Source organism: Thalassospira profundimaris (assembly GCF_003326755.1).
Lineage (GTDB): Bacteria > Pseudomonadota > Alphaproteobacteria > Rhodospirillales > Thalassospiraceae > Thalassospira > Thalassospira profundimaris_B.
On the sequence record NZ_JPWH01000002.1, the window covers coordinates 97,292 to 116,368 of the forward strand.

14 protein-coding genes and 1 tRNA gene are annotated in these 19,077 nt (G+C 53.7%); 10 read left to right on the forward strand and 5 right to left on the reverse strand.

Translation table 11 applies throughout. The features are described 5' to 3' along the window. Window positions 1–93: 93 nt before the first annotated feature. Window positions 94–1,947, forward strand: coding sequence for a Na/Pi cotransporter family protein (locus TH25_RS03495; protein WP_114087051.1), 1,854 nt, complete (start codon window positions 94–96; stop codon window positions 1,945–1,947). A gap of 26 nt (window positions 1,948–1,973) precedes the next feature. Here the strand turns inward: TH25_RS03495 and TH25_RS03500 are convergent, their stop codons facing one another. After that, window positions 1,974–2,465 carry a GNAT family acetyltransferase gene (locus TH25_RS03500; protein ID WP_114087052.1) on the reverse strand — a complete coding sequence of 164 codons (492 nt, stop codon included), beginning with the start codon at window positions 2,463–2,465 and terminating at the stop codon, window positions 1,974–1,976. Between the two features lie 184 nt (window positions 2,466–2,649). After that, a complete protein-coding gene (locus TH25_RS03505; protein WP_181847379.1) occupies window positions 2,650–3,414 on the reverse strand; it encodes an immunoglobulin domain-containing protein in 765 nt (254 codons plus the stop codon). 207 nt (window positions 3,415–3,621) lie between these two features. Here TH25_RS03505 and TH25_RS03510 point away from each other — a divergent pair, with 207 nt between their 5' ends. The 3 genes from TH25_RS03510 to TH25_RS03520 all read left to right on the forward strand — a co-directional run bounded on the left by TH25_RS03510 (window position 3,622) and on the right by TH25_RS03520 (window position 7,442). Next, complete coding sequence (locus TH25_RS03510) at window positions 3,622–4,347, forward strand: response regulator (protein WP_073956581.1); 726 nt, start codon at window positions 3,622–3,624, stop codon at window positions 4,345–4,347. Then, window positions 4,344–6,014, forward strand: coding sequence for an ATP-binding protein (locus TH25_RS03515; protein WP_258549017.1), 1,671 nt, complete (start codon window positions 4,344–4,346; stop codon window positions 6,012–6,014). The genes TH25_RS03510 and TH25_RS03515 overlap by 4 nt, the downstream gene beginning before the upstream one ends. Before the next feature lie 123 nt (window positions 6,015–6,137). Continuing rightward, complete coding sequence (locus tag TH25_RS03520; RefSeq protein WP_114087053.1) at window positions 6,138–7,442, forward strand: adenylate/guanylate cyclase domain-containing protein; 1,305 nt, start codon at window positions 6,138–6,140, stop codon at window positions 7,440–7,442. 121 nt (window positions 7,443–7,563) lie between these two features. Here the strand turns inward: TH25_RS03520 and TH25_RS24865 are convergent, their stop codons facing one another. Together TH25_RS24865 and TH25_RS03530 are read right to left on the reverse strand one after the other, a co-directional pair. Further along, a complete protein-coding gene (locus tag TH25_RS24865; RefSeq protein WP_181847381.1) occupies window positions 7,564–8,085 on the reverse strand; it encodes an RNA polymerase sigma factor in 522 nt (173 codons plus the stop codon). A gap of 1,345 nt (window positions 8,086–9,430) precedes the next feature. Continuing rightward, window positions 9,431–9,506, reverse strand: a tRNA-Thr gene (locus TH25_RS03530). Window positions 9,507–10,065: 559 nt separating this feature from the next. Between TH25_RS03530 and TH25_RS03535 the strand changes: the two genes are divergently transcribed. Then, on the forward strand, window positions 10,066–12,264 hold the full coding sequence (locus tag TH25_RS03535) for an O-antigen ligase family protein (protein ID WP_114087055.1): 2,199 nt from the start codon (window positions 10,066–10,068) through the stop codon (window positions 12,262–12,264). A 165-nt stretch (window positions 12,265–12,429) separates the two neighbouring features. Continuing rightward, window positions 12,430–13,206, forward strand: coding sequence for a class II glutamine amidotransferase (locus TH25_RS03540; protein WP_114087056.1), 777 nt, complete (start codon window positions 12,430–12,432; stop codon window positions 13,204–13,206). Between the two features lie 20 nt (window positions 13,207–13,226). On the opposite strand, the gene TH25_RS03545 is transcribed toward TH25_RS03540, so the two are convergent. Continuing rightward, window positions 13,227–14,000 carry a DeoR/GlpR family DNA-binding transcription regulator gene (locus TH25_RS03545; RefSeq protein WP_114087057.1) on the reverse strand — a complete coding sequence of 258 codons (774 nt, stop codon included), beginning with the start codon at window positions 13,998–14,000 and terminating at the stop codon, window positions 13,227–13,229. A gap of 213 nt (window positions 14,001–14,213) precedes the next feature. Here TH25_RS03545 and TH25_RS03550 point away from each other — a divergent pair, with 213 nt between their 5' ends. From TH25_RS03550 to TH25_RS03565, 4 genes are read left to right on the forward strand one after another with little or no spacing between them, the layout of a single operon-like run. Then, complete coding sequence (locus TH25_RS03550; protein WP_114087058.1) at window positions 14,214–15,194, forward strand: ABC transporter substrate-binding protein; 981 nt, start codon at window positions 14,214–14,216, stop codon at window positions 15,192–15,194. After that, window positions 15,194–16,921, forward strand: coding sequence for an ABC transporter permease (locus tag TH25_RS03555; RefSeq protein WP_114087059.1), 1,728 nt, complete (start codon window positions 15,194–15,196; stop codon window positions 16,919–16,921). The genes TH25_RS03550 and TH25_RS03555 overlap by 1 nt, the downstream gene beginning before the upstream one ends. Further along, window positions 16,909–17,988, forward strand: coding sequence for an ABC transporter ATP-binding protein (locus TH25_RS03560; RefSeq protein WP_114087060.1), 1,080 nt, complete (start codon window positions 16,909–16,911; stop codon window positions 17,986–17,988). The genes TH25_RS03555 and TH25_RS03560 overlap by 13 nt, the downstream gene beginning before the upstream one ends. After that, the gene (locus TH25_RS03565) at window positions 17,988–19,076 is read left to right on the forward strand and encodes an MBL fold metallo-hydrolase (RefSeq protein WP_181847383.1); all 1,089 of its coding nucleotides are present in this window, start codon (window positions 17,988–17,990) and stop codon (window positions 19,074–19,076) included. The genes TH25_RS03560 and TH25_RS03565 overlap by 1 nt, the downstream gene beginning before the upstream one ends. Window position 19,077 lies beyond the last annotated feature (1 nt).

Here is a 19,077-nt window from a genome sequence, read left to right on the forward strand (position 1 = left end):
AAATATATTTCGCACGGCATTTGATCTATTCCAAACGGAACAGGCAGCCACATCTATAAGGTGGTTGCCTGTTTTATTTTTTGGATGGTGTAAATGCCTGGCAAATTTGCGGTCCGGTATTCGGTGATAGGTGCGCTGCTGGTGGCGGTCTTTTTCCTTGTGCCTGTGGGGCAGGTCCTGGCCGTGGTGCCGGATGCGGCGACCGGTGTGACGGGGGCCGGTGACGTGGTGGCACCCAAAACCGAAACCCTGCGTACAGGCTGGATGACCATTCAATTGCTGGGCGGGCTGGCGCTGTTTTTATATGGCATGGACCATCTTGCCGGGGCGTTGCGCGTGCTCGCCGGGTCCAAGTTGCGGCTGTTTTTGGGCAAAATGACGCGCAACCGTTTTGTTGCCGTGTTTTCCGGCGCGGTGATTACGGCTTTGTTGCAATCCTCCTCGGTGACAACGGTTTTGGTGGTGGGGTTTGTTTCGGCCGGTTTGATGACCCTGACCCAGTCGATTGCCGTCATCATGGGGGCCAATATTGGCAGTACGTTAACGGCACAGATCATTGCGTTTCAGATTAATGCGATTGCGCCGGTTTTGATTGCGGCCGGTTTTGCCGCGATGTTTTTTATTTCGATTGAACGATGGTCGCAAATGGGCCGGGCGGTGCTGGGCCTGGGGTTGTTGTTTTTTGGTATGGGCATGATGGGCGATGCGATGGAACCGTTGCGCCATTATGAACCGTTCATTGCCGTAATGGCACAAATGACCAATCCCGTACTGGGTATTGCCATTGCCGCGCTTTTTACTGCCCTGGTGCAGTCCAGTGCGGCGACAACCGGGATTGTCATTGTGCTGGCCGGGCAGGGCCTGTTGGGGCTGGATGCGGGCATTGCCCTTATTTTCGGGGCCAATATCGGCACCTGTGTCACCGCCCTTTTGGGCACGATTGGCAAAAACCGCGACGCCTTGCGCACGGCGGTGGCCCATGTTTTCTTTAACGTTTTTGGTGTTCTGATCTGGTTGCCGTTTATTCCGGTCCTGGCCGACATTGTGCACGATATTACCCCGAATTACAGCGGCACGGGCAAGGCTGATATTGCCCGTGAAATTGCAAATGCGCATAGCATTTTCAACATTCTCAATGTTGTGCTTATGGTTGGTTTTGTGCCGCTGATTGCACGTCTGATCAACCGCCTGGTACCTGACCGCAAGGATGCCGGGGCGATTGCCGATATGCGCCCCAAATACCTCAATAACGATATGATCCATACCCCGGCAGCGGCCCTGGTGGTGATGAAACAGGAAGTGCTGCATATGGGCGAAATTGTTCGGGCAATGGCAAAGCAGGGCCATCATTGCCTGGTCCAGCATGATCCGCGCCACTTGCAGGGGATTGCTGCGCAGGATGACGGGGTGGATGGCCTGCAAGAGGCGATTGTTGCCTATGCCGCGCGCCTGCGCCACCAGGATGCAGCACCAACCGACCGCGCCAGGCTAGAGGAACTGGTGGCGGTTGCCAATAACCTGGAAGCCATTGGTGATATTGTCAGCAAGGAACTGGTCGAGCTGTTTACCCGCCTGACCCGCCTGGGCCGGGAACCGGACAATGAAACGACCGATGCCCTGTTGGGACTGTATCGGGATGCGGAAACGGCGTTGCAGGCATCTTTGCGCGCCCTGGCAGACGAAGACGGGGCCCGTGCCGAAGCCCTGATCGCCGGGAAAGCCGCCTTTAGCGCCCGACTGGACCAGTTGCAATTGGCGATTGCCGAAAAGGTCGGCAATAGTGCCGAGGATGTGAAACTTTACCGACTGGAAATTTCGGTGATTGAACGCATCCACCGTTTGTTTACCCGCACCCGGCGCATTGCGCGTAACACCCTGCATTTGGCGCAAAATGCCGCCAGTCTTTCCGGTCCGGCGGCAACAAACAGCACGGATGGGGTGAAATAGCGTGATTGGCCTCGTTCGCGGTGCCTTCATTCTCCGGCTTTGGCGGTTGGCGGGGCAAAGGCGTCGCCGCGTTCTGCCGGGGCGGTGTCGATATCCTTTTGCATGACGGTGACATCAAGGGCGCGATAGCCCAGATGTTTGTAGAAATCCTGCACCTTGCCGTTTTCTGAACGCACCATAAGCTGCATGCGCCAGACACCATGTTCGCGCAGCCAGTTTTCGCCCTGGCGCATCAGGCGGCGACCCAGGCCGCTTTTCTGGTGGCATTTTGCCACCGCCAGATAATAAATCCAACCGCGATGGCCGTCATGGCCCATCATTACGGTGCCAACAATCACGCCATTGACGTCTTCCCATACCAGCAGGGTGGCATTGTCCGCGCTGATGGCAAAGGAAATGTCCCAGGCGGGTGGATTGTAGGGGCGATACAGACCGGTTTCCTGCCAAAGGGCAGTGATGGCCGGAATATCATCCAGCAATGCGCTTCTGGGGTGGGCGCTGATTTCGGTGGCTGTCATGGTTTTATCCTATAAAAAAGAGAGGATTAGCCAAAATTCCCCGCCCGTCAACACCCGCTGGGATGAGGGGTGTAAAAATGGCCCCGCTATTGACGGAGCCATTTAAAGGAAAGATTAGAGATCGTTGGTGGGGTAATATGCAGCCTGAGTAAAAACCGAACGGGATTTTACTGTGGCGCGTTTTTTACATTGGGTTTGGTCCTGCAGCCGGTCCCTGACGGGGAGCATTCTGCGGACCAGTGCCGGGTCCAAATCCCGGCCCGAAAATAGGACCACCATCAATCGGGCGGGCGGTGACACTGCTGAGTTCCACTTCGCGCACAATATCCCCCTTTTTGTTGGTAATGGTCGCCATATAGGTGCCCCGGTCGGTTTGGGTCAGCTTGTTCAGGGTCAAATTTCCGTTGCCCCGCATGATAATGGTGGCCTGGACCAGGGTATTCATTTGCGCGGCATTATATTTGCGATCAAAACGGTCCTGGCGGTCGGGTTTGCCGATCATGCGGCGCAATTCGCGAAATTCCTTGCGTGCGGGGTGCCCGCTATAGGCATCCATTGTGATATTTTCGACCAAATCGCCATTGGCATTGAGCAGCGGAAGGGTAATTTCCCGGCCATTCTGGCTGGTTTTCGCCACTCCGGTTTTAAGGTCAATATTGCCGTGACGCAGCAGCATGGCATCAACAAGCAGGCGGGCTTCGTCGGTTGTCAGTGGCGTGTTGCGCATCCTCATTGCCTGTTTGGGGCCGGGGCGGCCATCCGGGCCTTTTTGTCTGTCATATCCACCATGATGAAATTTGCCACCCTGGCAGTCACCAGGCACGCCATCGCGGAAATCGCGGCGCATTTCATCGGGGCGGGTTTGTGCCAGGGCCGATACGGCCGGCACAACACCCAGTGTGGTGGCGATAATGGCAGCAGTCATCATCAGTTTGCGGGTCGTGTTCATGTTATCCTCGTGGGTTGGGGGAACCGTTTGACAAGGACATCTAAGCGTAAATTTGTCGCGAAATGATCCCGGCGGGCGGGGAAAATGGTCGCAGACTGTCGCAGTTTCCGGTTTTGCGACAGTCTGATACAAATTGGCAGTTATCGCCAAAGCGCCTGTTGCGCTAAGTTTGTAACCATCATGCCACCAACAGCAGGACAGAACCGCATGTCGGATACGGCACATATTCTGGTTGTCGACGATCATCGTGATATTCGTGACCTGATCGGTCGTTATTTGCGCCAGCATGGCTATCGCGTCAGTCTGGCGGCGGATGGCCGTGAAATGCGCAAATTGCTGGCCGACGAGATTATGCCGGATCTTGTGGTGCTTGATGTGATGATGCCCGGTGAGGACGGGCTGAGTTTGTGCCGCTGGCTGCGCGAAAGCCAGGATATTCCCGTGATTATGCTTACCGCCCTGGGCGAGGAAACCGATCGTATCGTTGGTCTTGAAATGGGGGCGGATGATTATTTGGCAAAGCCGTTTAACCCGCGCGAGCTTCTGGCACGCATCAAGGCGGTGTTGCGCCGGGCGCAAAGCCTGCCAACCGGGCGCAAACGGCCGCTTGCGGGTGGCGAAGTGGTTTTTGATCGCTGGATCCTGGATCGCAACCGGCATGAATTGCGCAATGATGAAGATATGGTCATGCCGTTAAGTGCGGGTGAGTTTGCCCTGTTAAATGCGTTTGTAGAACATCCGCGCATGGTGTTAACCCGTGACCAATTGCTTGATATTACCAAGGGGCGTGAAGCCGCCCCCTTTGATCGCAGCATTGATAACCAGGTCAGTCGTCTGCGCAAGAAGATCGAGCCGGACCCGAAAAACCCCGTGATCATCAAAACCGTTTGGGGCGGGGGCTATATGTTAACCGTGGATGCGGTATCGCAATGAAGCATTTTTGGGTGCGCCTGTGGCCACGAACGCTGGCTGCCCAGTTGATTGCGTTATTACTGGGCGCGGTTGTATTGACCCATGTGGTCTTGGCCGTGTTGCTGGCCGAGGAACGCCAGGATGCGGTATTGTCGGAACGGCGTGGCGGCGCGCTGGCGCGTGTGGCAGCGATTTCGCGCATTTTATCAACCACCCCGCGCGAAAACTGGCGCGATGTATTGCGCGTGGCGCAAAGCCCGCAAATTCAGTTGCGGTTGCTCAATACGCCGGTGGATTATGGTGAAACATCCGATGTGACGCGCTTGCTGACAGAGCGGATCAACGCGTCACTGGGAAATCCGCCGGTATCGGCCCAGGTCAGTTTTTTATCAGAAAATGAGTGTCGGCGTGAACGCGACAAGGAAGAAAAACGCCAGCACGACTTGCAAGACAAACGCGACCGGCATCACAAGGATAATGACGGCGATCTGAAGCGCAAACCGCATCGTTTTTTTGGCAATATTTCTTGTGATGGTCCGCCGGTTATGGGCGTTGCCGTGCCGGTTTTTGGTGGGCCTCCCCCGCCGCCTGTGTCACCTGCACCAAAGGACACAGCGCCCGATGGTGGCGCCGGTCGCCCGGCTGCCAGCACCGCAGCCCGCCCCTTGCCTGTGTCACCGCCTGTTCCCGATGTGGCGCAGGATAGGGACGGAGCACCGGCGGAAATGCGTGGCGAATTTGCCCTGCCGCCGCATCTTTTGACAAAAACAAGCACGCCAGTAGCGTGGCTTGATGCGCGCATTAATAATTTTTCGCCGCCGCCCTGGGTTGTTTTTCAGAGTTTGCTGCGGGTGGGATTATCGGCCATCCTGATTGGCATTATCGCGTTTTTTGTTGCCCGGCGGATAACCCGGCCGTGGAAGGCGCTGGCTGTTGCCGCCGACCGGGTGGGGCGCGGGGATTTCCCCGAACCGGTTTCGGAAAGCGGGCCGCTTGAAATTCGTCATGCGGCGCGGGCCTTTAACCGCATGACCGCGCGTTTGCGGCGTTTTGTTGAAGACCGCACCCGGATGCTGGCCGCGATTTCACATGATCTGCGGACACCCATTACCAGTTTGCGCCTGCGGGCCGAATTTGTTGAAGATCCGGAAAATCGGCGTAAGATTATCGAAACGTTAAACGAGATGGAGCAAATGGTGGCGGCCGCCATGACATTTGCCCGCGAAGAAACAGCAGACGAGAAAACCCGCAAGATTGATGTGGTCGCCCTTGTGGAGGCCAGTTGTGCCGACCTTGAAGAAACCGGACATCCGGTTACATTTGAAACCAGACTTGAACATTTTTCCTATGCCTGCCGACCCCTGTCGATCAAGCGGGCCTTGGGCAACCTGCTGGCGAATGGCCTGGCCTACGGTGAAAATGTTTTTGTAACCGTGACACGGGCCGATGATGGTGGCCTGTGGATTGATGTCAGTGACGACGGGCCGGGTATCCCTGTTGATCAGCGTGACCGGGTATTTGAGCCGTTTTTCAGGTTGGAGCAATCGCGCAATCAGGAAACCGGGGGGATTGGTTTGGGTTTGGCCATTGCCCGTACCGCCATTCGTGCACATGGTGGCGAAATCTATCTGGAAGATGCGCCGCAGGGTGGTTTGAGGGCCCGGATTTATCTGCCTGCTCCGGTTTAAGGATCGGGGTTTTCCGGTTTCGCATGGCAGCTATTCTTTTTTGAATTTTTGATTGCGCTTTGGGGTGTTTCGACCATTTAACCAGTGTAACAAAAATGAAAACAAGCAGGACGGAGCGTGCGAATGGCGCAGCAGAGCAAACAGCCAGGGAATGTGACCGCATTACCCGGAACAAATTCGGCCCTTTCGGGCGGTGGATTTGTGCGGTCAGTCAATGACTGGCTTATGGAAAGCGCCTTGCAGGATACCGATATTGACGAGGTGATTTCAGGTATGGTGTCGCGGCTGGTGGCCGCCGGATTGCCGATTGACCGCGTTATGGTCGGTTTTAAAACCCTTCATCCGCTGTATGAAGGGGTTAGTTATATCTGGTCCAAGCCAAACGGGCAGGTTGCACGCTCGTTTCATTTGGGGGTGCGTGAAAACAATCCGGACTGGAATGCCAGCCCGATGAAATGGATGATCGAAAATGGCGTGACGTTTCTGCGCCGTCATTTGATCGGCCCCGGCGCGATTCTTGATTTTCCGGTTTTGAAGACATTTCGGGAGCAAAACGGCACGGATTATCTGGCACTGGTGACGCCCTTTGTGACGGACCGGGATAGCGAACTGGGCGAAAACCGGATTTTCATGACCTATTTGACCAGTCGTCCCAGTGGTTTTACCGACGAAGATTTGGCTATTCTTTCCGCCATTCAGCGCCGTTTTGCCGTGACGTGCAAAATGCGCATAATGCACGATGAAACCAAAACCATACTGGAAACCTATTTGGGGTCGGATGCCGGGCATCGGGTGCGTAATGGTCAGATCAAACTGGGTGACAGCACCAAAACCCGGGCCGTCATCTGGTTTTCGGACATGCGCAATTCAACGGCAATGGCCGCCCATGTGGGTGATGATGCGTTTTTGGAGCAGATGAACGCCTTTTTTGCGGCAACGGCGGGTGCTGTTTTGCGGCATGGCGGGCAGGTGTTACGCTATATCGGGGATGCCACCCTGGCGATTTTTCCGATCCGCGATGACGAAGGGGATCTGGAGCAGGCCTGTCATGCGGCCCTGTATGCCGCGGCCGAAGCCCAGATGAATATTGAAACCCTTAATCGCAACCGGGCGGAAAAAGATTTGCCCGAATTTGACTATGGCCTGGGAATGCACGTTGGTGATGTTGTTTATGGCAATGTCGGCGTGCAGGAACGTGTGGACTTTACCGTGGTTGGGCGTGCCGCGAACGAGGCCTCGCGCATTGAAAAACTGACCAAGCAGCTTGGCAAGCGGGTTTTGGTGAGCGCACCTGTCGCAAGATTTATTTCCTGCCCTACCGAGAATATTGGCGAGTATGAATTGCAGGGTACCGGTACACGGCTAAGCCTCTATGCTCCTGATTTTAGCGAGGCGTGCCAGCGGTTGGAGCTTTTGCGTGCCGGTTGACCGACACTATCCCTCAAGCAAAGTTGACATGTGTTAAATAAATGGCGGCGGGGCAACCTGCCGCCACTTATTTTGTGTGTTTTTGCGGTTTGTCCGTGTGATGTGTCGGGGCGACAACCTTTTAGCGTATATCGCATCCTTTCAAATGATCACGGGCAAGCTGCACCCGTTTACGCACGGCGCAATTGGTCAGGCCCAGATTTTCGGCAATTTCGTCATAGGTCTGATCTTGCACGCAGCGCATTAACAACGGACGGCGCAGTTTTTCCGGCAGATCGGATAGGGCGCGTTCCAGATTGTCGAACATTTCGCCGGTCAGGGCATTCTGTTCCGGTGTTGCGACGTCCCGGCGCGAGATGCTGGGCAGGGAGTCATCTTCGCTATTATGCGCGTCTTCATGATATTCGGCTTTGCGACGGTTTTGGCGGTGCAAATCGATGCAGGCATTGTGCACAATGCGTGACAGCCAGGCACGGTGGTTGCGGATCTCATCCATCGAGTCTTCAAATTTCACCGATGCCTTGATCATCGCTTCGGAAAGAGCATCTTGCGCATCATCCATGTTCCCCGACATCAGTTTCAGGCATTGGCGTAGCAGGTTGTCGCGCTGGGCAATCCACAAAGGCCAGAAATTTGGCGCCATTGTTGCGGCATAGTTTTGGGGAGCATGATCTGGCTGTGCATCGGCGTGTTCTGCTGATTTGCTGGCTTCTGGACCGGCCAACAGCCTTGTGGGGGTGTCTGGCGTGGCTGGAATAGAAGGTTTTGATCCAGATTTATATCTTCTGTCAGATGGATGTGGCAGCAGGCCCGGGCTGATTGCGGTGGAAAAGGGATGATTATCAACCGCACAGGGACGTTGATATTGCCAATTGGCATCGAACTGGCCGGCCGACATGTGCCTGTTTTGCGGCAGGGCCCAGCTATTGGCCTGTATGTCGGGTGGTGTTGTATCCAGGCCGTCTCTGTCTGTGGACTTTTCAGGGGGGAGAGGTGCGAAGAGATACGCTGGCAATGTCGGCTCAGCGATTGTTTGGGGTGGTATAACCGTTTGGCACCCGGTGTTTGTTGTGGCCGCGGACGTAATATCGCGATGGAACGTCTCGCATGGGCGTGTCGGGGGCTCTTTCGCATTTATGGCTGGTTTGGGGGTATCTTTATTGTCTGCAATGCTGCGCCAGACGGCAAAAAGCGAATGCGATTGCATCTGGGCCGATGTGATGCAGGGATGCCCCTCATTGGTTGCATTCAGGGCGGAGTGCAACTGGCGTGCAGGTAAAATGTAATGAAGGGATGTTTCTTTTCCTGCCTGGTTAATGTTGATTTTATTGCGATAAATATTTCCCACCACAAATCTCCCCTGATTCTGAACACAACTTAAAATTGTCTATGTGTTCGTCTTCAAGTATGACGTGGCACTACTTAAATTGTGATATTTTTTATATAATGCACGTTATGGTTGTCTAATTATCGATTTTTTAAGCAGATAGGGCCGGTCCGGTGGGGGAGGGAATTGGCGGCGGCAAGTTCGTTTGCTTGTGCAGGCGCGACTCTATTTCTGATTGCTAGGTGGTGTATCGATCGATGCGTTTCGATTGCAATGTTTCTCGTTTCCGGAGAGGTGCAGCTTCGGGGTAACATTTCAGAGTAGCCGAAAAGTGCCTTCAATAGCGTGCTTGTGCTGATGACGTCTCGCACCGCGATTTGTGAAAACTTTTTTTGATAGGTTGGCAACTGGACAGCCCGCCAGCAATGAGCGGCTGTGCAGCCTTTAAGGGCGGATGACGCGGGGAGGCACGGGCAAGAGCGTAATGTGACGTGTATCGCCGTGATCGCCATATACTGCGCTGCAGGGAAGGGCCGGAAGCATAATCCGTTCGCGCTGGTGTGTCATGTCGAGCGGATTTGCGTATTTTTCGCAAATATCAGAAACAAAAAACCCGTCTTTGCGCGGCAAGCCGGCATTGACGGGTTTTTGAAGATCAAAATGGTGCTGGTGATAGGATTTGAACCTACGACCTACGCATTACGAATGCGCCGCTCTACCAGCTGAGCTACACCAGCACGACTCATTTTGTGGCGCGGAAAATACGGATAAACCGACAGGATGGCAAGTGCTTTATTTGGGTTTTCATCAACAAAGCGAAATTGTGTTAACAGATCGGGGTGAAACCTGGTTCAGTTCGTTTTTCCAGATTGGTGCTGTTGATGACTGCGCAAATTGTTCGACACGACAGTATCAGTTGAGCACACCTCTGGAGTAGGGGCACGGACAACGTCGTTCTGCTGGCCGGAGTGAGATGTAACTTGGTTGATGTCTGTTCTTGTGACAAGAAGGGTGGTAAACATTGCCGCAAAAGTGTCGATATTAGCTGATTAACTCATAACTAAAGTTATCGATTGAGTTCTGCGTAATAAGGATAGCCTTTGTCAGGTCGCCGGAGCTTGGTTTTGATGGGTTGTATTTTCGCAATGGAGCGAAATCTGATTGGAACTTTAAAATTTTCGTGCCGGTTGTGAAAGATAATAATGTCGAGCAGTAGGTTGCTTCCGCGTCAGGTAGCGATTTTTGCTTAAAAGACGATTGATTTTTTTTAATGATTTGATCGCTTGAAGGTGTAATTTGGCAAGATATGTAAAAATTGCGACGGTTCTGTTTACTCTGCTTGTGCTGGTTGCGTTTGTAAATGTCCGGGAATCATTCTCCTATCTTTATGGGGTAAACATATATTGGGTTTTGCTGTCTCTGTTTTTTGTTTTATCTAATCAAATATTAAGTAGTTTTCGGTTTGAAATTTTCTTGAGAACTTTTGGGCAAAGGATTGGTTTTCAGAGATCCCATGCTGTAAATATATATTCTTTGTTGGCTGGTATGGCTTTTTTTAACTTTTTTGGGCAGAGCGTGTCGCGGACGCTACTCGTGAAAGATATTTCCGACGCGGACTCTGCAGTTATTGTAACTGCCTTGGAAAGAATTTTTTCCCTTGCTGTTTTGTTAATAGCATCATTGTCGGCGGTCTTTTTCGTTGTCGGTAGAGTTAGTTTCGATTATGCGCCTGGCGTAATGCTTTCTTCTATGGGTGCTTTTGTCTTGTCTAGCCTGATTTTTGTGTATTTTTTTCAACTATCAGGAAGGCAAAGGGCTGAATTGAGGCTTGTTTTTTCAAGTGGATTCGGTCGTAAGTTTTTTTTAATTATTTTCGTTATTTTTATTATGCATTTGTTGATGCTTGGAGCATACCTTGCTTTGATTGTTGGTATGGCCGGAGTGGACGTGTTTTCTGCAAAGGCAATATTTGCAACATTGCTTACAATGCTTGGGGCCTCTTTCCCTATAAGTTTTGGCGGCTGGGGTATTCGCGAAGTATCTGCCGGGTTTGCATTTGGTGCTGCGAATATTTCTCCTGCTCTCGGGGTTGGAGCAGGTATCGGTGTCGGCTTGTTGTCGTTGATTGCTTTGGCGTTAAATGTTTGCGGTATATGGGCTGCCAAGCGATGTTTTCCAGATCAGGAGTTGCAGCTTGCAAGGGCGCGTTCACGTACTGGATATAGCCGCAGGTTGATTTTGTTGCTTGGCTGGATTGTTGCTCCCGTTGTCGTTGTTTTGATGATGGTGCAATTGCCCATCCCGATTGCGTCTGGCAAAGTTACGGTTAACTTGGCGGATCCGTTGGCTATTGTCGCAGGGATGACATTTATTTTTGTTATCATACAGCGACGTGCATGGCGTGATATTTGGCGCAATCATTATGTTAACTGGTGGCTTTTGGGATCTGCAGCTGTTGTGTTGCTGAGTTTTCTGATCGGTTACGTGCAGTTTGGCTTCCTGTCATGGGCTTTTTATAATCGATTGATCGGTATCGGAATTCTGTTTTCTTACATCGTCGTTGGCGCTTTTTTGACGGCTTTATGGGGGGAATTCGGTGCAAGAGCTGTTGCAAAAGCCGTGGTCTCTTCTGCGATTTTGATTTTTGTATTTGAATATATTCTGCGGATGATTTTAGGAAGAGACGCTTTAGTCGCATTAAACTGGGCCGGGCCGCGCTGGTCCGGGTTTTTGGCAAATCCAAATAGTTATGCGTTCTTCTTGCTGTCTGTTCTGCCTTTGCCGTTTTTGTTTCTCGGTTCTCGTCATTGGACAGGTCTGAAAGCCTGGCGAGATGCCGCCATTCCCGGGTTGATATTTGCTCTTTTGTATTTGACGGGGTCTCGCGCAGCATTCGGCTCCGTTGCGGTTTTCCTGGCGATATTTCTCATGTTTGATGCCCGCAAGACGATCAGAACTATTGTTTGTGGCGGGCTCTATCTTGTTATGATTTTTACCTTGAACGAGGTGATAATATTTATTGTTAATGTGGGTGCGGGTGATCTGCAAATTATTACACGTCCAGATGATTTTTCGACGGTTCAAAGTGACCGTATTCTTAGTATGGTCGAAGGTTGGAAAATGTTTATATCTCACCCGTTGCTGGGTGCAGGGCTTGGGGCATTTTATAAAAGCCAGGTAGAGCTTAATCTACCATTGTCGGAGCGCGCCTTGATTATCCATAACTCATTTTTATGGGTGTTGGCCGAAATGGGCATTGTCGGGTTCGTTGCTATATTTGTTCCACCAATTATGTGGTGTGTTCGTACGTTTCGGAAAATGCAATGGCGTAAGGATCCCTATCAATGTGGATTACTGCTGATTATGTCGAATGCCGCTATTATGGGGATGGCGCATGAGCTTGTGTATCAGCGTGTGTTTTGGTTCATGCTGGGGATATTTCTTGCGCGACCATTTATCATGAGAAAGCAGGTTAACCGACTGTCACATTCCTGATTGATGCTGTTGGTTATGTGCTGTTAGCGATGATTTTCGGCATAACAGCCATGCGGGGTGTTCAACTTTTAAAACCGCTATAGAACATTGACCGTACTGTAGTTTGGCGGCATAGATAGCGTCCTGATCCTGATATTTTCAGGTAAAATCGGGGAGAGAGAAGAGATGTGCCGGTGGTTGAGTTATATCGGGGAACCCGTCTACCTTGATAGTCTGGTTTTTGAGCCCAAACATTCGTTGGTGGCACAAAGCCTGCACGCCGAGGAAGCCAAAACACCGACCAATGGTGACGGGTTTGGCATTGGCTGGTATGGGCATCGCAGCACGCCGGGTCTGTATCGCGAAATTTTGCCTGCCTGGAACGATGCCAACCTGCAATCCATTGCGCACAATATTGAATCCGGCCTGTTTTTTGCCCATGTTCGTGCTTCGACCGGAACGGGGACCAGCCGGTCAAATTGCCATCCCTTTGCGTTTGATAAATATCTGTTTATGCACAACGGGCAAATTGGCGATTATAAACTGGTGCGCCGCGAGCTGGAGGCCTTGATTGACGATAAATATTATTGTTCGCGCCAGGGTACGACCGATAGCGAGCTGATATTCTATTTAATGCTGAGCTTCGGACTGGAAAATGATGCCCGGCGTGCCATTCGCAAGGCGATTGAAACTGTGGAATCGGCAATGCACCGCCATGATATTACCGCGCCATTCCGTTTCACGGCATGTTTGAGTGACGGAGAGAATTTGTGCGCCGTGCGTTATGCCAGTGACGACAAGCCGCCGTCATTATATTACCGCAAGCGTGGCAGTCAGGTGATTGTGGTGTCCGAGCCGCTTGACACCGAAAGTGCCAGCTGGATTGCGGTGGATCCCAATCAGTGCCTGCATATTGAGCGCGACTTGACCGTTTCCAAGGAAATGATCCACGAAGCTGCCTGAGCATGTTTCGGGTGGGATGTTTATGAGGCAATGATCAGGCTGGTGCGGTTTTGTACCAGCCTTTTTTGCAGGGCATCGGATGGTGGTGAATTGAGGATAACGGTTTTGAAATCGCCTGCATGACCATCGCGGCAGAGCGCGTTGCGGCCGATTTTGCGATCATCGACAAGCAGGATGGCGTGATCACAGCATTGCACCAGCGCACGGCGGGCGCGCACTTCATCCATGTTGAAATCCATTAAATCGCCCTCCGGTGTCATGCCGCCGACGCTTACAATGCCAAATTCGGCATGATAGCAGCCAAAAAAATCGGCACTGTCCGCGCCAATCACATCGAGATCGCGGGTGCGCACCGTCCCGCCGGACAACCGCAGGGTCACACCCGGGGCGTTTTGCAGCGTCAGGACAACATGAATATTGTTGGTCAGCACCGTTAAATTGCGATGCTGTGACAGGCTTTGGGCGGCCAGTTCGGCTGTTGTGCCGGTGCCAATGGCGATGGTGCAGCCTTCCGGGATCAGGTTTGTCAGTTGTGTCGCCAGGGCACGCTTGCCGTTGCGATTCCAGACCTCGCGATTTTCGTAACTTGTATTGTCCGGTGTGGGGGCCGGGCCTGCCTTGCCATGACGGCGAAAAATCCGTCCCTGTTCCTGAAGGTCGCGAAGATCGGTGCGGATGGTTTGAACCGAAACGTCAAAGCGTCGTGCCAGTTCCTCGACGGCCATGAAGCCACAGCTTTTGACCAGGGCGACAATGCGGTCGCGGCGATTTTCAATGGGAACGGCACGGGGCATCGGCAAGCCTTTTTTGATTTCGTACGAAAGTCATTTTTCGCTTTAAGGTAATTATAGCGATGTGAAAAACCGACTGAGAACCCCGAAAACACGGCTGAAACATTTAATTCTTTGCTTTGTCACACAACTGTTATCGAAATATCGGTAGCGTCCCCCTCACGTTGTTTTCGTACGAAACCTTATTGCGTTTCACCGTTTCAGGGGATTTTTAGAATGCGTAACGTGCTTCTTGCTGCCGTGGCATCGGCCACAATGATGATGCCGGTTTTGGGGCAGGCTGCCGAAAAGCTGGTTTTATATACCAGCCAGCCCAACCAGGATGCGCAAACCACCGTTGATGCCTTCAAGGCCGCCTACCCGGATGTCGAAGTCGACTGGGTGCGCGATGGCACCACCAAGCTGATGGCAAAACTGGGGGCCGAAATTGCCGCGGGCGACCCGCGCCCTGACGTGTTGCTGATTGCCGATACCGTAACCCTTGAGGGCATGAAACAGGAAGGGCAGCTTCAGGCCTATAAATCGCCCGAAGCCAAGGCCTATGACCCGGCCCTGTATGATGCCGATGGCTATTATTATTCCACCAAACTGATCACCACCGGCATCGTTTACAATACCGGTGTTTCCAAGAAGCCGACCTCTTGGAAAGACCTTGCCGACCCGGCCCTGAAAAACCAGATCGTGATGCCGAGCCCGCTCTATTCGGGGGCGGCGCTGATTACCCTTTCAACGATGACGCAAAACCCGGATCTGGGCTGGGATTATTATCAGGCCCTGGCGGATAACAAGGCCCGTGCCCAGGGCGGGAATGGCGGTACCTTCAAGGCGGTGGCCTCCGGGGAAAAACCCTTTGGCATGGTTGTCGATTTTCTGGCCCTGCGCGGTAAGGCCGAAGGGTCGCCGGTGGATTTTGTCTTTCCCAGTGAAGGTGTGACATATGTGACCGAGCCGGTCGCCATTATGAAAACGGCCAAAAACGTTGATGCCGCGCACAAATTTGTCGATTTCGTGCTGTCGGAAAAGGGCCAGAAGCTGGTTCGGGAAATGGGATATATCCCGGCGCGTAATGATATGGACCCGCCCGCGGGCTTCCCGGCGCGCAAGGATATCAAGCTGATGACGTTTGACCCGGCGGTTGCCCTGAAAAATGCCGATGCGAACAAGAAAAAGTTCGCCGAGATGTTTGGGGCCGAATAATGCAGGCTGTTGAACGCTGGCTGGCAACATCTGGCGGTAATATGGGAGGCAACCGGTTTTCGGACCGGTTGCTGCCTTTGTTGTTTGTGCCGGTTATTTTCATTTCGGTTTTGCCGATGCTGCGTTTGGCGGCAGAGGGGCTGTTTGTGCAGGGTATGCCCAGTCTGGATTATGTGCGTGACGTTATGGAAAGCAGCCAGACATGGCGGGCAACAGCACATAGCCTTTATACGGCGGCATTGGGCACGGTTATTTCCGTGCTGATTGGCGGTGCATTTGCCTTTCTGGTGGCGCTAACCGATATTCGGGCAAAAGCGGCGCTGGTTTTTTGCTTCATGATTCCGATGATGATCCCGCCGCAAATTACCGCCCTTGCCTGGGTGCAATTGACCGGGCCCAGCAGTGCGCTGTTAAACGCCATAGGCATGGCCCCGGCGTTGGGTTCCCCCCAGCCATTGTATTCGGCAGAGGGGATTGCCCTGCTTTTGGGTATTCAGCATGCCTCGATCGTGTTCTTAACCCTGCGGGCCAATTTGCGCCTGTTGCCGCGCGAACAGGTGGAAGCCGCACGGCTTGCCGGGGCGCGTGGCGGGCGTTTGTGGTGGCAGGTGATTTTGCCTTTAACCAGCCCCGGCCTGATTGCGGGCACGGCAATGGCCTTTGTCACCGCATTGGGGAATTTTGGCATACAGGCAATGCTGGGGATTCCCGGCAATTATATTACGCTGCCAACCCTGATTTATCGCAAATTATCCAGCTTTGGCCCCGCCGCCTTGGGCGAGGTATCGGTGCTGGCAATGCTGATTGGCGTGATTGCCGTTATCGGCGTGTTGTTGCATCACCATTTGCTGGGCAAACGTGACTATCGCCTGATGGGGGTTGTTGGCCGCCCGCTTGATATTCGCCTGGGGGCACGGCGTATCGTTATTGAAATTTTGTTGTGGGCGGTGCTGGTTGCCATTTTGGTGGTGCCTTTAATGGCGCTGGTGGCAACGTCGCTGGTGCCGGCTTTTGGCGTGCGGCTGGGCTTTGACAATTTCAGTTTTGATGCCTTTTACCAAGTGCTGTTTGTGCAACCCGCCACCATCCGGGCGTTTCACAACAGCCTGTTATTGTCGGTTGGGGCGGCAATTGTGCTGGTCGGCATGTGTTTGCCACTGGCCTATGTGATTGTGCGCCGTCCGTCGCGTCTGACCAAACTGGTCAATTTGCTGGTTGAAATTCCCTATGCCTTGCCCGGTGTGGTGCTGGCGATTGCCTGTATCCTGCTGTTCATTCGTATTCCGGTGCTGGATATCAGCCTGTATGGCACGCTGGCGATTATCTTTGTCGCCTATCTGGCGCGCTTTTTGATCATTGCCCTTCGCCCCGTGATGAACAGTTTCATGCAGCTTGACCCCGCATTGGAAGAAGCCGCCCAGGCCTGTGGGGCCGGGATTGGCCGACGGTTGCGCGATATTTTGCTGCCCTTGGCCGCCCCGGCGGCAGCGGCGGGGGCATTGCTGGTATTTTTGACCGCATTTAACGAATTGACCGTATCGGCCCTTTTGTGGTCGGCGGGCAATGAAACGCTGGGTGTTTTGATTTTCAACCTTGATGACAGTGGCGATAGCGTCCTGGCATCGGCGGTGGCCGTGCTGGTGGTGGGGGTTGTTGTGGCCCTGATGACCGGTTTTCAACTGGCCTCGCGTCATCTGCCCAAGGGAGTGATACCGTGGCAGTCATAAATTTGCGCAACATTACCAAACAGTTTGGCGATTATCGGGCGGTCAATAATGTCTCGCTTGATATTGCAGATGGTGAATTTGTTGCCCTTTTGGGGCCGTCAGGCTGTGGCAAAACCACCTTGTTGCGGTTGCTGGCCGGGTTTGAAGAGCCCGATGAGGGCACCATTTCGCTGGCCGGGCAGGTGGTGGCCGATGGGGTATCGCGCCAGATGGTCGCCCCCGAAGACCGCAATTTGGGTATTGTGTTTCAGTCCTATGCCCTATGGCCGCATATGTCGGTGGCGCGCAATGTGGGCTATCCGCTGGAAGTGCGCAAAATGTTGCGGGCGGAACGCGACCGGCGCATTCGCGAGGCGCTGTCGATTGTATCGCTGGAAAATTACGCTGATCGCTCGCCATCGGAACTGAGCGGCGGGCAGCGCCAGCGTGTTGCCCTGGCACGCTGCCTGGTGATGGAACCGCGGGCGGTGCTGCTTGATGAACCGCTGGCCAACCTGGATGTGCATTTGCGTGAAACCATGCAGGAGGCCTTCCTGGATTTTCACCGTCGTACCGGTGCCACCATGATTTATGTGACCCATGACCAGGCCGAGGCGATGGCGATGGCCGACCGGATTGCGGTGATGGATCGCGGGCATATTCGCCAGATGGCGGCCCCCGAAACCCTGTATCGCGAACCCAGTGACCAGATGGTGGCCGGCTTTGTCGGGGCCGGGGCGGTGTTGCCGGTGGGGGATATTACCCTGCAGAACAATGGCCGCTGTGCCGTGCGGTTGGGCGATGCCGATATTTCGGCGCGTATCTGCGCACGTGTTGCCAGCCAGACAGGTGCAAATGATGCGCTGGGCCTGTGCCTGAGGCCGGAAGACATTCGGGTGGACGGCCACGGAACACTTGCCGGGAAAGTCGAGGATTGTGTGTATCTGGGGGGGCGGTTTCGTTTGGCGGTCCGCCTTGCCAATGGTCATGCCCTGCCGGTCTATAGTGACCTGCGTGCCCGCATTGGCGAGAATATTTCGCTTTCCGTGCGCGATGGCTGGGTTTTTTCGCGCCAGGAGGCAGCATAATGGCGGCGGGCATTCGTGTTTTATCGGGGCTGGGCGAAAAGGCCCCGGCTTGCATCCGGCTGGATTTTTTGAACCGGCGCTGGCTGCTCGATTGTGGTGATGGCCTGGAAAACGAACCGGGCTTTGATCCGGCCTGGCTGACCAAAGTTAACGCCGTTTTCATTACCCATGACCATATTGATCATATCGGCGCGGCACATTATGCCATCGAGGCCGGTTTGCCGATTTATTGCACGGCGATTACGGCAAAATCGCTGCCATCCGGGGCGGATGTGAATATTTTGCCCGCCTTTGGTGAAATTCAGGTTGATGGGGTGACGGTTACGACCGGGCGCACCGGCCATGCCTTTGGCGGGGTGTGGCTGCATTTCGATTTGGCGGGCGGGGTGCTTTATACCGGCGATATCAGTACGGAATCGGATTATTTTTTATATGATCCCGCACCCGATGCGGCGACGGTTTTGTGTGACGCATCCTATGGCATGTATAATGTCTCGCAACGTGAGCGGATAGACGGGCTGTTGCGGGCAGTTGCCGGGTTTGACGGGCAAATCCTGTTTCCCGTCCCGCCCAGCGGCCGGGCCGCCGAAATGGCCCTGCTGTTTGAACGGCATGGTTTGACCGACTGGACAATGGATATGCGGTGTTTTGGCCGGGTGCAGCGGGTTCTGGCACCGGGCGGGCGCGATTTTGTGTGTGATGAAGCCATTGCCGATTTGCGCCGCCTTACGGCAAAGGCGCGCGAATTCAACCCCGATGCCCGGCTGTTATTGTGCCATTCGCCCTGCGGGACCAAGGGGGCGGCGGGCGAGATCAGCCGTAAATGGCAGGCGCAGGACCGCCTGGGCCGGGATGCGAAAATCTTTTATACCGGCCATATGTCTGAAACGGCGCGGCGCTTTGTCAGCGAGGGGAAAGGCGAGTTTCACCGCTGGAATGTGCATCCTCGGTTAAGTGATGTGGTGGAACTGGCACAGTCCTGCCATGTGTTGCAGATTGTGCCGCTATTTTGCACCCAGCCCGAGGAATTCGGCCTTGTGGAAGGGTTTGAAGGCCGGTTACAGCTATCGGACCGGTTTTATCTTTAAG